Source organism: Pseudomonas sp. NMI542_15 (assembly GCF_021283425.1).
Lineage (GTDB): Bacteria > Pseudomonadota > Gammaproteobacteria > Pseudomonadales > Pseudomonadaceae > Aquipseudomonas > Aquipseudomonas fortuita.
This window is the reverse complement of record NZ_JAJSRO010000014.1, coordinates 36,990-51,882: the sequence shown is the minus strand read 5'-3', so window position 1 is coordinate 51,882 and position 14,893 is coordinate 36,990. Positions and strand designations below refer to the sequence as shown.

11 protein-coding genes are annotated in these 14,893 nt (G+C 56.3%); 7 read left to right on the top strand and 4 right to left on the bottom strand.

Going from position 1 to position 14,893, the window contains the following annotated elements; all coding sequences use genetic code 11:
• The first annotated feature begins 64 nt into the window (after positions 1 to 64).
• The 6 genes from LU684_RS19425 (at position 65) to LU684_RS19400 (ending at position 9,485) form a co-directional block, all read left to right on the top strand.
• Positions 65 to 1,507 (top strand): mannose-1-phosphate guanylyltransferase/mannose-6-phosphate isomerase, encoded by a 1,443-nt coding sequence (locus LU684_RS19425; RefSeq protein ID WP_060518685.1) that lies wholly within the window; start codon positions 65 to 67, stop codon positions 1,505 to 1,507.
• Positions 1,508 to 1,635: 128 nt separating this feature from the next.
• The gene (locus tag LU684_RS19420; protein WP_232894935.1) at positions 1,636 to 2,598 is read left to right on the top strand and encodes a glycosyltransferase family 2 protein; all 963 of its coding nucleotides are present in this window, start codon (positions 1,636 to 1,638) and stop codon (positions 2,596 to 2,598) included.
• Positions 2,599 to 2,703: 105 nt separating this feature from the next.
• The gene (rfbC, locus tag LU684_RS19415) at positions 2,704 to 3,249 is read left to right on the top strand and encodes a dTDP-4-dehydrorhamnose 3,5-epimerase (RefSeq protein ID WP_060518682.1); all 546 of its coding nucleotides are present in this window, start codon (positions 2,704 to 2,706) and stop codon (positions 3,247 to 3,249) included.
• A 106-nt stretch (positions 3,250 to 3,355) separates the two neighbouring features.
• Positions 3,356 to 4,186, top strand: a complete 831-nt coding sequence (locus tag LU684_RS19410) for an ABC transporter permease (RefSeq protein WP_060518680.1) — start codon at positions 3,356 to 3,358, stop codon at positions 4,184 to 4,186.
• The gene (locus LU684_RS19405) at positions 4,176 to 5,552 is read left to right on the top strand and encodes an ABC transporter ATP-binding protein (protein WP_060518678.1); all 1,377 of its coding nucleotides are present in this window, start codon (positions 4,176 to 4,178) and stop codon (positions 5,550 to 5,552) included. Before LU684_RS19410 ends, LU684_RS19405 begins: the two co-directional genes overlap by 11 nt.
• Positions 5,553 to 9,485, top strand: a complete 3,933-nt coding sequence (locus LU684_RS19400) for a rhamnan synthesis F family protein (RefSeq protein ID WP_102689511.1) — start codon at positions 5,553 to 5,555, stop codon at positions 9,483 to 9,485.
• A 76-nt stretch (positions 9,486 to 9,561) separates the two neighbouring features.
• On the opposite strand, the gene LU684_RS19395 is transcribed toward LU684_RS19400, so the two are convergent.
• The 4 genes from LU684_RS19395 to rfbB are packed head-to-tail and all read right to left on the bottom strand — an operon-like array spanning position 9,562 to position 13,380.
• Positions 9,562 to 10,512 (bottom strand): glycosyltransferase, encoded by a 951-nt coding sequence (locus tag LU684_RS19395; protein WP_102689512.1) that lies wholly within the window; start codon positions 10,510 to 10,512, stop codon positions 9,562 to 9,564.
• A 2-nt stretch (positions 10,513 to 10,514) separates the two neighbouring features.
• Complete coding sequence (gene rfbA / locus LU684_RS19390; RefSeq protein WP_060518673.1) at positions 10,515 to 11,405, bottom strand: glucose-1-phosphate thymidylyltransferase RfbA; 891 nt, start codon at positions 11,403 to 11,405, stop codon at positions 10,515 to 10,517.
• Positions 11,402 to 12,307 carry a dTDP-4-dehydrorhamnose reductase gene (gene rfbD / locus LU684_RS19385; RefSeq protein WP_060518672.1) on the bottom strand — a complete coding sequence of 302 codons (906 nt, stop codon included), beginning with the start codon at positions 12,305 to 12,307 and terminating at the stop codon, positions 11,402 to 11,404. The genes rfbA and rfbD overlap by 4 nt, the downstream gene beginning before the upstream one ends.
• Entirely contained in the window at positions 12,304 to 13,380 is a 1,077-nt protein-coding gene (rfbB, locus tag LU684_RS19380; RefSeq protein ID WP_232894934.1) for a dTDP-glucose 4,6-dehydratase, read from the bottom strand. The genes rfbD and rfbB overlap by 4 nt, the downstream gene beginning before the upstream one ends.
• Before the next feature lie 429 nt (positions 13,381 to 13,809).
• Between rfbB and gmd the strand changes: the two genes are divergently transcribed.
• Positions 13,810 to 14,841: a GDP-mannose 4,6-dehydratase gene (gmd, locus tag LU684_RS19375; protein ID WP_060518668.1), complete on the top strand. Its 1,032-nt coding sequence runs from the start codon at positions 13,810 to 13,812 to the stop codon at positions 14,839 to 14,841.
• Positions 14,842 to 14,893: the final 52 nt, after the last annotated feature.

Sequence of the window (14,893 nt, the reverse complement as noted above, 5' to 3'; positions counted from 1 at the left end):
ACCAAGACCAAAATGCCATTTCTACCGCAGTCTGTCACTCTGGCAACCGTTTAAGGATTCGACTATGCAATTGATCCCCGTGATCCTTTCCGGTGGCGTTGGCAGCCGTTTGTGGCCCGTTTCCCGAGAAGCACATCCCAAGCCTTTCATGACGTTACCAGATGGGCAGAATCTGATTCAAAAGACGTTTATTCGAGCGGCTGGGTTGGAGGGTGTTGCCGAGATTTTGACCGTCACCAATCGGGAGCTTCTATTCAAAACCGAGGATGAATACCGTGCAATCAATGACGTGGGTTTACCTCAAGGCTTTATCCTGGAGCCTTTCGGCCGCAATACCGCAGCTGCTGTAGCGGCCGCGGCACTACAGTTGCGCCAGATGTACGGTCCGAAGGCGCTCATGTTGGTGTTGGCTGCCGATCATTTGATTAGCAAAGAAGTGGCCTTCCGCGATGCGGTGGCTAAAGCTACGCAGCTCGCCACCAGCGGATGGCTAGTAACCTTCGGCATCCAGCCACGCTACCCTGAAACTGGCTTTGGCTACATCGAAGCGGCTGCCGATGGTGTGCTTGGCGACGGCCTTAAGGTAGAGCGATTCGTTGAAAAACCGGACTTTGAGACAGCGCAGGGCTACGTCGCGGCCGGTAATTACTATTGGAATGCCGGAATCTTCTGCTTCCAGGTTGGCTCGGTCATCGAAGAATTCCAGCAGCATGCACCGGACGTTCTGAAAGCGGTCGAGCAAACGCTTGAATCATCACGTTGCTCTACCGCCAGTGGTTATTCCTGCTTGACTCTGGACATCGAGAGTTTTGCCAATGTCCCGGACATTTCCATCGACTATGCGCTTATGGAGCGCTCGCGGAGGGTCGCTACCATTCCATGCGATATCGGCTGGAGCGATATCGGTTCCTGGAATGCGGTAAGCGAATTGACCTCGCCCGACGAATGCGGCAACCGCTTCGACGGTGATGTGATGGCTTATGGAGCGAAAAACAACTTCGTTACCACTGAGAACCGCCTCGCTGCCTTGGTAGGCGTTGAAAACCTCCTGGTAGTGGACACTCCGGACGCCTTGCTCATCGCCCACAGGGATCATGCACAGGATGTCAAATACATCGTCACGCGGCTTAAAGCCGAAGGCCATAGGGCGCACATGTTGCATCGCACGGTGCACCGCCCCTGGGGGACCTACACCACGCTGGAAGACGGTGATCGTTTCAAGATCAAGCGCATCGTAGTCAAGCCCAAAGCTTCGCTGTCACTACAGATGCACCATCATCGCAGCGAGCATTGGATAGTCGTTAGCGGGATGGCTGTCGTCGTCAATGACGAGCAAGAGTTGATGCTGAACACCAACGAGTCCACCTTCATCCGTGCTGGGCATAAGCACCGTCTGCGTAACCCGGGTGTGATTGACCTTGTTTTGATCGAGGTGCAGAGCGGTGAGTACCTTGGCGAGGACGATATAGTCCGTTTTGAAGACAACTATGGTCGGTGTGATGCCTGAGTACAGGGGGGCAGGAGCAGCTAACTCGTGAGCCGGTGGTGATTACGTCAGGACCGAGAGCATGGTTTAAAGCAACTGATTAACCAGATGAAATTGATATTTAGCAATGAAAAAGGGAGGGTTAAAAGATGGCAATTAGCTACCAATCCTCCATAGGCTTGGAAGAGGAGGGGGTCGAGGTCGCGATCCTGATGTGCACCTATAATGGTGCTTCGTTCCTGAGGGAGCAACTCGACTCGTTCGGCGCACAGACGTTCAGCAACTGGATACTTTATGTATCCGACGACGGCTCTAGTGATGCTACCGGCCAGATTCTGGCCGAGTACAAACAGCGCTGGGGAGGAGAACGGTTGCAGGTCTTTGACGGGCCGCGTCAAGGCTTCGCAAAAAACTTCATATCCTTGCTGAAGCGGCCAGCGGTGCGGGCGCGGTTCTACGCCTTCAGTGATCAAGACGACGTGTGGTTCAGTGACAAGCTGGAACGAAGTCTCGCCAAGCTGGTCGAAATGCCGCTTGAAAAGCCGGCGCTTTATTGCTCTCGAACCCGGCTCGTTGATAGCGACCGTAATGCGGCAGGGTATTCACCTCTTTTCACCAGGCGCCCATCTTTTCAGAATGCGCTGGTTCAGAGCTTGGCCGGCGCCAATACCATGATGATCAATCAGCAAGCCCGTAGCTTGCTGGTGCAGTTGCCTGAAGATGCCAGTATCGTGGCGCATGACTGGCTCGCCTATATTTTGGTAACAGGGTGTGGTGGCTTTGTGCTTTACGATACACATGCAAGTCTTGAGTACCGTCAGCACAACGACAATCTGATCGGGGCTAACAGCACCTTCAGTGCACGGCTGAACCGCTTGCGCAAAATGCTATCAGGGCGTTTTGTAAGGTGGAACGATGCCAATCTGGAAATACTGCGGGCCATGAGTCCGCTGTTGACTCAGGAAAATCGCACCATTCTGGCTCATTTCGAAAAAGGCCGGCACCTTGGCCTTGCAGCTCGTCTTTGCGCATTGCGTCGCTCAGGCGTCTACCGCCAAACATTTGTAGGTAACATCACGCTGATGATCGCTGCGTGTCTGGCGCGGATTTGAGCAAAACATTACAGGCTGGGGCGTTTGCAAGCATCAGCGTTAAGATCGTGCTAATTGCTTGTAGCACAGTCCTCGCGCCACCTGTTCTTTGGAGATAAGTAGCACATGAAAGCAATCAAGCAAGCCATCCCGGAGGTTATCCTCTTCGAGCCTCAGGTTTTTGGCGATGAACGAGGTTTCTTCTTCGAAAGCTTCAATCAGAAGGTGTTCGATGAGGTGGTAGGTCGCCCAGTAAACTTCGTTCAGGACAACCACTCCCGTTCGGTAAAGGGGGTGCTGCGGGGGATGCATTATCAGATCCAGCAGCCCCAGGGCAAATTGGTTCGGGTTGTACAGGGTGAAGTGTTCGACGTCGCCGTCGATATGCGGAAGAGCTCAAAGACCTTCGGCAAGTGGGTGGGTGTTCACCTGAGCGCTGAGAACAAACGCCAGCTCTGGGTGCCAGAAGGCTTTGCGCATGGTTTTGTGGTGCTGTCGGAAACTGCCGAGTTCCTTTACAAAACGACCGACTTCTACGCGCCGCAGTACGACCGCAGCCTGGCTTGGAATGACCCGACCGTAGCCATTGAGTGGCCCTATGAAGGGGAGCCTGCATTGTCGGCGAAAGATCAGAAGGCTAGCGCTTTTGTCGATGCCGACGCCTACGCCTGACGCTGCCGGTCTTTGCAAGCCTAGCCATACCGCGCAGGCGGGAGCGGCTGCGCCTGCGTGGCTGCTTGGTGCACCGACAGTCCGATACATGCTCCGAGGTAATTGAATGAATCCGCATTCACAGGCCCCCGTCTCACCGTGGGCACTGGTAAGCAATCTCTGGCATTACCGCCGGTTGATTCTGCAAATGACACGCCGAGAAGTAGTCGGCCGCTACAAAGGCTCCGTAATGGGGCTCTTGTGGTCTTTCCTGACGCCATTATTCATGTTGGCTGTATACACTTTCGTTTTTTCCGTGGTGTTCAAGGCCCGCTGGACAACTTCTCCGGATGAAAGCAAGGGGGATTTTGCCGTGTTGCTGTTTGCCGGCATGATCGTGCACGGTTTGTTTGCCGAGGTATTGAACAGGGCGCCTGGGTTGATTTTGGCAAACGTCAACTACGTTAAAAAGGTGGTTTTTCCGCTCGAGATCCTACCGGTCATCTCGATGTGTACCGCACTGTTCCACACCGGTGTGAGTTTGCTGGTACTGGTGTGCGCGATTGTTTTCGTCAATGGCGAATTCCACGCGACCATGCTGCTTGTACCGTTGATAGCGCTGCCATATATCCTGTTTGTGCAAGGCCTGGCCTGGGCGTTGGCTTCGTTGGGCGTGTACCTGCGCGATGTGGGGCAAACCATCGGCATCATCACCATGATCATGTTGTTCATGTCTCCGGTATTTTTCCCGGTCAGCTCGCTGCCGGTTGAAATGCGACCTCTCATGGAAGCCAACCCGCTGACGTTCATCATTGAGCAGGTCCGAGAAGTATTGATTTGGGGCCATATGCCGGACTGGATAGGGTTGGCTAAATACTCGCTGATGGCACTGATGACTGCCTGGTTGGGTTACGTATGGTTCCAAAGAACGAGAAAGGGATTCGCTGATGTCCTCTAACCCCCAGCAACAGAATGACGCAGCGATCGTCGTTAGCGGTGTATCGAAGTGCTTTCACATTTATGGCAAACCGCAGGACCGGCTCAAACAGTCCATCATGCCTCGTCTGCGGCGAGCGCTTGGCATGCAACAGAAAGCCTACAGTCGAGAGTTTTGGGCGCTGAAAAATGTGTCGTTCACCCTCAACAAGGGTGAAACGCTCGGTATCATTGGCCGCAACGGCTCTGGCAAGTCGACCTTGTTGCAGCTGATTTGCGGAACGCTGAGCCCTACCCATGGCCATGTGCAAACATTTGGCCGGGTAGCGGCATTGCTGGAACTAGGCGCCGGTTTTAACCCGGAGTTCACTGGCCGTGAGAACGTTTACCTCAGCGCGGCATTCTATGGTTTGACCAAAGAGCAGACGGACGAGCGGTTCGACGATATCGTGAACTTCTCTGAAATCAGGGATTTCATAGATCAGCCGGTGAAGACTTACTCCAGCGGCATGTTCGTGCGGCTAGCATTCGCGACCATTGCGCATGTGGATGCCGATATCCTCATCATCGATGAGGCGCTGGCAGTTGGCGATGCTATCTTCACCCAAAAGTGCATGCGCTTCCTGCGCAAGTTCAAAGAAGAGAAAACCTTGCTGTTTGTCAGCCACGACAGCACGTCAGTAATTGCGCTGTGCGACAAGGCACTTTGGCTGGCCGATGGTGAGACCAGAGAGCTTGGTGAGGCCAAGCAAACTTCGGAACACTACTTGAACTTTATCCTTGGAGCCACGCAAGATAAGCAGCTCCAGGATCAGACGCATGCGTCTGCGACAGCCCGGAAACTTCGAGAAATCTGGGCAGGTGGTCAGCCTTACGAGCCTGCTGGCCCGCTGAGCCTTTTCCAGCCCAACTTGCAGGCTTCGGCGCAGACCGACCCGCTAGGGGCGCAGATCAATTACGTAAATGTTACCGCCGAAGATGGCAATGACATCAGGGCGCTCAAGGGCGGCGAAGTTGTAACACTGACGATTCGCGCTGTTGCTTACACTGAGTTGAGAAGCCCGGTGTTGGGGTTCTATATCAAGGATCGGCTTGGTCAGTTCTTGTTTGGCAGCAACACGCTGAGCATCAAGGACCGCGTGCCGCCAGTAGCTGCGCCTGGCCAGGAGTTCAAGGCAGAATTCACCTTCCCCATGCCATGGCTTGCCGGTGGCGACTATTCGATTCAGGTTGCCGTCGCTGACGGTACCCAGCAAGACCATACTTCGCACCACTGGATTCACGACGCTGTCATTTTCCATTCAAGCCAGGATCCGTCGGCATCGGGATTGATCGGCATACCGATGTTGGACATTCAGTTAAGTATCGATACCGAAACAGGTCTATAAATGCACCTCCCTGCACATAATTATGGTCGGCTCTTTCTCGAGACCTACCGCAACAACCTGCCTGTTGGCTCCAAGGTCGTCGTCATGGGTGCGCAGCACCTGGGTGGCTCGCCTAAGGACATTTGCCCGCAAGGCTTTGAATGCATTGGCGTCGATACAGCTGAGGGGATGGGCGTGGATATCGTCCTGGACAGCGCCTGTGCCCTGCCTTTCGAGGCCGAGAGTGTAGACGCTGTCATTTGCAGCTCGTGCCTTGGGCATGCGGACATGTTCTGGGTGCTGTTCAATGAATTCCTGCGTATTCTCAAACCGTCGGGGCTGTTGTGCATCATCGCGCCTAATGACGGTAACCTTCAGCGCCGGCCGCTGGATTGCTGGCGCTTCTACCCGGATGCAGGCAGGGCGCTAGTAAATTGGGCCCAGCGTAGCGGTTACCCCGCAGCGTTGTTGGAGTCGTTCGTCGGGCCGCAGGCGGCCGACCACCTAAACGTACACCGGCATGTGTTCGTTGGCATTTTTGCCAAGGATGCAGCCGCTGCGGCCCAGTTCGATAACCGGATGTTCAATGGCCAGCGCGAGTTTAGCAACGCACTGCTGAGCGGCTCGGCAGAGTTGCTCAACCCCCAGGAGTACGCAGCGGGCGCTCGGTTACTAGAGCAATTACGCGAGGAAAACGCCGCCTTGCAGGGTAGCCGTCTGCATTTGCAAGCGCAGTTAGCTGAAGCCCAACATGCGCAACAGCGGCTGCTCACCCAACTTGCAGATGCTGCGAGCGCTCCCCAGCGGGTGCAGGAGCAGTTGCGGGCGCAACTGGCCGAAGCCCATAGCGTCGTTGCCGAGGCTCACAATGCCTTGGCTGCTGCCAGGGTGGATCAGGAAACGTTGGCAGCGCTTCGTGATGAGGTAGTTTATGTGCGCAGCGAAACTGCCAAGGCTCGGGAAGAAAGTAACAGCCTAAGGCAGCAGTTGGCTTTGAAGAGCGAACAAGCCAAGCGTGCTGCTGATGAGTTTGCCTCCATCGTGCAGGGCATTCACCATTCTAGCAGTTGGAGGGTTACCGCCCCGATGCGCGTACTTTCGCGTGTGGTGCGTGGGCAGCGTCCGCTGGTTGCCGGTGGGCTGCGCGCTCGAGTATTGAACCAGATCAAGCCCTTGTATTGGGCTATTCCGCACAAATACCGCAACCCTCTGCTGAACTGGGGCTATCGCAACCTGGCATTCGTGTTTCGTGGTAGCCCGCACTACGAGATGTGGAAAAACGGAAGCCAGCCGCACATCGAGGCGGTAGACAATACGCTTATCACGCTGGACGGTATTCTACCGGCAGAGCAGGTCGAAGGCAGTATCGCCATTCACTTGCACATGTATTATGAGGACCTAGCAAGTGAATTTGCCGGTTACCTCAGGAACATGCCCTTTGCTTATGATCTTTATGTATCGGTGAAGGATGCCGAAGGTCAGCAGGTCTGCCAGGCAGCGTTCGCGCAGTTACCCAATTGCGAGGCGCAGGCCTTTCAGATAGTAAACAATCGTGGTCGTGACATCGCCCCGATGTTCGTCACATTCGGAGAGGCACTGCGTGGCTACGATTACGTGGCTCACCTGCACAGCAAGAAGTCGTTGTATAACGCAGGTGCAACCGAGGGCTGGCGCCAGTACCTGGCGGGTAACCTGTTGGGCAGCACAGCGACCATCCGCAGGATTTTTACCCTGATGGCTGGCGACAAGGGCATCGTCTACCCGCAGAACTTCAAATCCGTACCTTCTCAGGCCAACACCTGGCTTGCCAATAAAGGGATGGGCGCCGCCTGGTGCGCGCGTTTGGGAATCGCACCCGTACCGCAGGGGTATTTCGACTTCCCGGCAGGGTCTATGTTCTGGGCGCGAGGCGACGCGATGCGGCCGCTGTTCAGCGCTGGCATCACCATCGAAGACTTCATTGAAGAAGCGGGTCAGACCGACGGTACATTCGCGCATTGCCTGGAAAGGCTGCTGGTGCTCAGTACACGTAAGCAAGGCTTGCAACCTGGCATCATCCAGGACACTGAAAACCCTACGTGGTCGTCTTGGCGTCTTGACCAGTCGGTGGGTCGCCCGTATGAGTGGATGGTGGGGCAGTTCTCCAATCCAGCGATCAAATGCATCGGTTTCGATATTTTCGACACGCTGTTGATTCGCCCACTGATCGATGCAGAGACCACCAAGCATATCGTAGCGGCCAACTTGCCTGAGCACCTATCCGAACTGTTCCGCGATTATCGGGTGCTCGCAGAAGGCCAGGCGCGCAAGCACAAAGGCAAGGATGTGGACCTGGATGACATCTACCAGGCGTTTGGGCAGCTCAGTAAGCTTTCGGAGCAGGATGTACAGACCATCCGCAAGCTCGAGGAGCACATAGAGTATAGGTCGCTGTCCGCTCGCAGCGGAGGTGTTGAGCTGTTCGAGGCAGCGAAGGCAACAGGTAAGCCGGTAGTATTGATCTCCGATATGTTCCTGCCCAAGGCGCTCATCACGCGTGCATTGAATGCAAATGGCGTGGACGGTTGGACAGAGTTTTACCTGTCGAACGAAGTGGGGCTACGCAAGGACACGGGGCAACTATACGACCATGTTTTGCAAACCTATGGCCTGCAACCTGCCGAGTTCATTATGGTGGGTGATAACGAACGTTCGGATCTGCAGATTCCCTGCGATAAAGGCTGTGTCGGCTTGCATATTTTGCGCCCCACAGAGCTGGCCAGGGGCACGCCGCGCCTGCGTAGCATTGTCGAGAGGTACGAGTTTGCTCACGACCTGAACGCCGAATTGACTCTGGGTCTGCTGTTCCAGAAGAACTTCCCTGCAGTGGTTTATCCCAACCTGAACCCTGGGTCGCTGTTCCACGCTACGCCGTACAACATTGGCTACAGCCTGGTCGGACCGATGCTGACCGGTATGGCACAGTGGCTGATCGACAATGCCCGGCGCGAAGGTGTTGAGCAGCTGCACTTCCTGGCCCGTGAAGGCCAGCTGATGAAAGCCGCTTACGACGTTTGGGCTGAGGATGTCAGCGATGCCCCGCCTTCGAAATACCTGGTTGTTTCCCGCCGCACCTGCAGTGTGCCGTTGCTTGACAACCTGAACGATGTGCTGACCCTCGGCAAAGGCGACTACTACCTGAATACGGCGAGCAACTATTTGCTTGAGCGCTTCGGTTTGACCTTGAGTGATGCGGCCTGGAGTGAGCTGCAAACCGAATTGAATGTAGGTCGGGATACCCAAGTTGAGGTTCGTAACGGCAACCTCGCCGTGTTGGCGCCGGTGCTGACCAAGCTGGCCGAGACCATCTGCAAGCAGGCAGAGCAAGAGCGTGAGGCACTGGTCGTGTATTTGAAGGGCATGGAGTTGATGGGTGACCAGCGAAACGCGGTAGTAGACGTTGGCTATGGCGCCACCATCCAGAACTACCTGTGCAAGCTTACCGGGCAAAAGCTCAGTGGCTATTACCTGGCTACGGACGAGCGTTCGATCCCTGTGGCCGAGCAACACGGCGTGATTGTGCGCGGTTGCCTGATGCACAACGTAGAGCACAGCCTGGCGGCACCGATCATGTACCTTCGTAGCTTCGAGCTTGAAAAACTGCTTAGCTCCAGTGATGGGCAGGTTGTGAAGTACACGTCGACGGATGGTGTGAACGTAGAGGCCCACTACCGTGAGCTATCAATCCAGGAGCGTGATGGTGATGCGTTCAGGAATGATCTGCGCAACGGAGTGCTTCAGTTTGCCAGGGACGCAGTGCGGGTACGTACCCAGCTGCTGGGCAGCTTTGCGCCATCGCTTGAGGTCAGCCGGGCGATTGCCGATGAGTTTTTCTCGAAGCACTCTACCGACGAGCTGAAGTTGCTGGGTGAAGTCATGCTGGATGACCATTACTGCGGACGTGGTGTGGTGTAGTAAGCTAAGGTGAAGGGCTGACCAGCAACCCTTCACCTTAGCCCGCTAGTAATGCGGTGCACGATCGGGTGCCGCATTACCTGTGGTGATTGGGCTGCCGACCGAGAACGCCCATCAGCAGGCAGATGATAAAGAACATCACCCGGTCACGTGTACGCCTGCGGCAAATGGCAGCGCTGAACGCCAGCTTGATCCACGATTTCACCTTGTGGTTAGTGCCCGCCAGCTCGAAGAATGGGCTGTCTATCTGCAAAAGCCGTGCAGTCAGCAGCACCTGCTCGAACCACCAGCCGTTGGTAATCTTCCGCCAGCGCGCCATTGCTGACGCCATCCCATTGTTAACCCCAACCTGGTTGCGCTCGTGCTGCCGGTAGTCCAGCCCTGGGCGCGGGTCAATGACCCAGCCATAGCCACGACTGCGTGCGAAGGCGTAGCAAAACCAATCGTGCAGGTCGATATGCTGTGCTTCGTCCCAGCAACTAAGCAGCTGTGCTTTGAAGGCCAATGCCAGCTTACGGCTAAGCACATAGGTGCAACCGGGGCCAGCGGCTTCAAATAAATGGTCCCAGCGCACTTGGGGTTGAGCTTTATTGACCCGCAACCGGCGCCCATTTGCCCAAAATGCCACGACGTTGCTCGAATACCCCTCAGCCTCGCTGCTGCGCAGGGTGGCAACGGCATGTTCGAGCTTGTCCGCATACCACATATCGTCCTGATCGGCGAATGCCACAAAGTCATACGCTGACAGGTCGACGTCCTTGATCAGGCGAAAAAAATTGCGTGAGGCGCCGCCGAAGAGGCCGGAGGAGGGCAGAAGCACGACATTGGCATGGGCCTGGGCGAACTCCGCGCACCAAAGTTCGGTGCCGTCGCTGGAGGGGTCAACGCTGATAAAGATGTCAACGTTGACCGCAACCTGGGCAAGGACAGAGGCCAGTTGCGCCGCTATCCATTCGCGACCGTTATAGGCAGCCAGCAGCACGGCAATTTTGGCGGCGGTGTCAACGGTGTTGATCCCTGTGGCCATACTCAGTGGCGACCTGGCTCCAGGAGGCCCAGCAGGTATTTGCCGTAGCCGGTCTTCTTGAGTTTTTCTGCCTGCTCGGCTACTTGCTCTTTGGTGATCCACCCGTTGCTGTAGGCAATTTCTTCCAGGCACGCCACTTTCCAGCCTTGGCGTTCTTCGATGGTTTGGATGAAGTGGCTGGCTTCCATTAGCGACTGGTGAGTCCCGGTGTCCAGCCAGGCGAAACCACGGCCGAGAATTTCGACACTGAGGTTTTTCTGGTTGAGGTAGGCACTGTTCACATCGGTAATTTCCAGCTCACCGCGCTCGGAGGGCTTGATGCCCTTGGCGATCTCGACGACGTTGTTGTCGTAGAAGTAAAGGCCGGTGACGGCATAACTGGACTTGGGCTCGGCAGGTTTTTCTTCGATGCTGAGCGCTCGCCCGTTGGCATCGAACTCAACCACACCGAAGCGCTCAGGGTCGGCAACATGGTAACCAAACACCGTGGCGCCATCGGTTTGTTCAGCGGCGGCGCGCAGGTTATCGGAGAAGTGCTGACCGTAGAAAATGTTGTCGCCAAGGATCAAGCAGCAAGGGTCTTTGCCAATGAACTGTTCACCAATGATGAACGCCTGTGCCAAGCCGTCCGGGCTTGGTTGCTCGGCATAGCTGAGCTGCACGCCATACTGGCTACCGTCGCCCAGTAGCTTACGAAATGCTGGCAGGTCTTCGGGGGTGGAAATGATCAGGATCTCCCGCATGCCCGCCAACATTAGCACCGACAGCGGGTAGAAAATCATCGGCTTGTCGTAGATGGGCAGCATCTGCTTGGAGACGCCCAAGGTCAATGGATGCAGGCGCGTCCCGGAACCACCAGCCAGAATGATCCCTTTACGATTGGTTGTGTTCATTTATTCAAAGCTTCCATAAGCATACGGGTTACACCCAATTGCCAATCCGGCAGGTGCAGTGAAAATGCATCGCGAAGTTTTACGGTCGCCAGGCGCGAGTTCAACGGTCGACTGGCAGGCGTTGGGTATTGGGCTGTGGTGATTGGGTTGACCGCTTCCACGGCAAGGGTTTCACCGTGCTTGCGGGCAAACTCGATCACATAGCTTGCGTAAGCGTGCCAGGTTGTTTCGCCAGCGGGCGCCAAGTGATAGATGCCACCGAGTTCGGGCTTGTGCATGGCTTGCTGCAACGCAGCCACGGCGACATCCGCCAACAAGTCGGCCCCAGTCGGTACGCCCACCTGGTCAGCGATCACGCTCAGCGTTGGCCGGTCTTTGGCAAGGCGCAGCATGGTTTTGGCAAAGTTGTTGCCGCGTGCGGCATACACCCAGCTGGTGCGGAAAATGAGGTGCTTGCACCCCGACGCCGCGATCAGTTGCTCGCCTTCGAGCTTGGTTGCACCGTAGTAGTTTACCGGCGCTACCGGGTCGGTCTCTCGCCATGGCGCACTTCCGCTGCCGTCGAAGACGTAGTCGGTGGAGTAGTGCACCAGCCAGGCCTCGAGGCGCTTGGCTTCTTCGGCCATCACTTGGCTGGCCAAGGCATTGACCGTGTGGGCCAGCTCGCGCTCGGTTTCAGCTTTGTCCACAGCGGTATAGGCGGCGGCGTTGACGATGACCTGCGGTGCCACCTTGGTAATGGCCTGGCGCAGGCCGGCAAGGTTTGACAAGTCTCCGGCCAGTTCACCGTAAGCGGTTTGTGCCGGATGGCGGTCGAGGGCCACCACTTCGCCTAACACGCTCAGTGCCCGCTGCAGTTCCCAGCCAACTTGGCCGTTTTTGCCCAACAGCAGAATCTTCATGCCTGACCCGTGCGCGTGGTGTAGTTGGAGTCAATCCATTGCTGGTAGCTGCCGCTTTTCACGTGTGCCACCCACTCTGGGTTGTCCAGGTACCACTTCACGGTCTTACGGATACCCGACTCGAAGGTTTCTTCCGGCACCCAGCCCAGTTCTCGCTGGATTTTGCTGGCATCGATTGCATAGCGCAGGTCATGGCCAGGGCGGTCCTTGACGTAGGTCAGCAGGTCGACATGTGGGCGGAAGGCCGATTCTGGGCGCAGTTCATCCAGCAGTGCACAGACGGTGCGAACTACTTCGATGTTCTGTTTCTCGTTGTGGCCACCGATGTTGTAGGTTTCGCCGAGCTCACCCTCGGTCACTACCTTGTACAGCGCACGTGCGTGGTCTTCGACGTACAGCCAATCGCGAATCTGGTCGCCTTTTCCGTAGATCGGCAGTGGTTTGCCTTCCAGGGCATTGAGGATGACCAGCGGGATCAACTTCTCGGGGAAGTGGAACGGGCCGTAGTTGTTAGAACAGTTGGTGACCAGGGTTGGCAAGCCATAGGTACGGGCCCAGGCGCGTACCAAATGGTCAGAGCTGGCCTTGCTGGCGGAGTAGGGCGAGCTTGGTTGGTACGGTGTGGTCTCGGTGAAGAGATCTTCCGGGCCCTCAAGGTCGCCATACACTTCATCGGTGGAGATGTGGTGGAAGCGGAACGCTGCCTTGCGCGTGTCGTCCAGCGCCACCCAGTAGCCACGCGCTGCTTCCAGCAGGTTGTAGGTACCGATGATGTTGGTCTGGATGAATTCGGACGGGCCGCTGATGGAGCGGTCGACGTGCGATTCTGCTGCCAAGTGCATGACGGCATCAGGTTGATGCTCGCGGAATACCCGGTCGAGCTCGGAGCGATCACAGATGTCGACACGCTCGAATGCGTAGCGCTCGCTCTGGTCGACTGACTGCAGCGATTCTAGGTTGCCTGCATAGGTCAGTTTGTCGACGTTGACCACCGAGTCTTCGGTGGTGGAGATGATGTGTCGCACGACTGCCGAGCCAATGAAGCCGGCACCACCTGTTACTAATATCTTCACGAGAGTTTTCTACCTTGAGGTTCTGACAGAGCCTATGAACTCTGCATAAGTCCATGCACGTACGACTTAGCCATCATATAGACGTGAGTCAAAAGTATACCTGATCGCCCGTGGAGTACGGTAATTTGCCTGGGTTGCTGAGCCCCGCCCAGCGGCGCTCTGGGTGGAATTATCAGGAGCGTGCAGGAATATAGCGAAAGCATAGACAGCTCAAATAGGGAATGTTCTGATCTGACTGTAAGAAAGTTCTGATTGCCGCCGAGCGGTTATATGGCAAGTGCCTGGTTTATCTATACCTGAGGTTAGCACTCGGGTAATCTCGCTAGCCTCGTGTTGCCGATGCTGAGCCAGTATCATGTTCCGAAGCAGGTCTATTAACCCGTCGAGCGACTTCCCGAGAGCCTCGATGGCGATTTTTCTGGAGGATTCATGATCGCGATCGTCACCGGCATTACAGGCCAGGATGGGGCGTACTTGGCCGAGCTGCTGCTTGCCAAAGGCTACACCGTCTACGGCACCTACCGCCGCACCAGTTCGGTCAACTTCTGGCGCTTGGCCGAGCTGGGCGTCGAGCAGCACCCCAATCTGCACCTTGTGGAGTACGACCTGACCGACCTGTCCGCGAGTATTCGCTTGCTCCAGACCACCCAGGCAACAGAGGTTTACAACCTCGCGGCGCAGAGTTTTGTCGGCGTATCGTTCGACCAGCCGGTGACCACGGCTGAAATCACCGGCCTCGGTGCTGTGAACCTGCTGGAGGCCATTCGCATCGTTAATCCAAAGGCGCGCTTCTATCAGGCTTCGACTTCTGAAATGTTCGGTAAGGTGCAGCAAACCCCCCAGGTCGAAAGTACGCCGTTCTACCCCCGCAGTCCCTATGGTGTCGCCAAGCTGTATGCCCATTGGATGACCATCAATTACCGCGAGTCGTATGACATTTTTGGCGCGAGCGGCATTTTGTTCAACCACGAGTCACCATTGCGCGGCCGTGAGTTCGTCACCCGCAAAATCACCGACAGCGTAGCCAAGATCAAGTTAGGCAAGCTCGACCGGATGGAGCTGGGCAACCTTGACGCCAAGCGTGACTGGGGTTATGCCAAGGAATACGTCGAAGGGATGTGGCGCATGCTGCAGGCTGACGAGCCGGACACCTTCGTGCTGGCCACCAACCGCACCGAATCGGTACGCGATTTTGTGACCTTGGCTTGCAAGGCAGTGGATATCGATATTCTCTGGCAGGGCAAAGAGGAAAACGAAACGGGGATCGACGCTGCCACAGGCCGTACCCTGGTCGCGGTAAACGCTAAATTCTACCGCCCCACCGAAGTTGACCTGCTCCTTGGCAACCCGGAAAAGGCCAAGACTGTGCTGGGCTGGGAGCCCCGTACCTCTCTGGAAGACCTGTGCCGCATGATGGTGGAGGCCGACCTGCGCCGTAACGCCAATGGCGTGAGTTTCTGACGGCGGTTACCCAAGTGCACCTGCCCGTCAAGCCTGGCTGCGGCAGGTGCGC

Bases quoted from the DNA above. Each gene is read 5' to 3' on its own strand.
- LU684_RS19400 (WP_102689511.1), top strand. From the start codon at position 5,553: ATGCACCTCCCTGCACATAATTATGGTCGGCTCTTTCTCGAGACCTAC.
- LU684_RS19405 (WP_060518678.1), top strand. From the start codon at position 4,176: ATGTCCTCTAACCCCCAGCAACAGAATGACGCAGCGATCGTCGTTAGC.
- rfbC (WP_060518682.1), top strand. From the start codon at position 2,704: ATGAAAGCAATCAAGCAAGCCATCCCGGAGGTTATCCTCTTCGAGCCT.
- LU684_RS19420 (WP_232894935.1), top strand. From the start codon at position 1,636: ATGGCAATTAGCTACCAATCCTCCATAGGCTTGGAAGAGGAGGGGGTC.
- LU684_RS19395 (WP_102689512.1), bottom strand. From the start codon at position 10,512: ATGGCCACAGGGATCAACACCGTTGACACCGCCGCCAAAATTGCCGTG.
- gmd (WP_060518668.1), top strand. From the start codon at position 13,810: ATGATCGCGATCGTCACCGGCATTACAGGCCAGGATGGGGCGTACTTG.
- LU684_RS19425 (WP_060518685.1), top strand. From the start codon at position 65: ATGCAATTGATCCCCGTGATCCTTTCCGGTGGCGTTGGCAGCCGTTTG.
- LU684_RS19410 (WP_060518680.1), top strand. From the start codon at position 3,356: ATGAATCCGCATTCACAGGCCCCCGTCTCACCGTGGGCACTGGTAAGC.
- rfbD (WP_060518672.1), bottom strand. From the start codon at position 12,307: ATGAAGATTCTGCTGTTGGGCAAAAACGGCCAAGTTGGCTGGGAACTG.
- rfbA (WP_060518673.1), bottom strand. From the start codon at position 11,405: ATGAACACAACCAATCGTAAAGGGATCATTCTGGCTGGTGGTTCCGGG.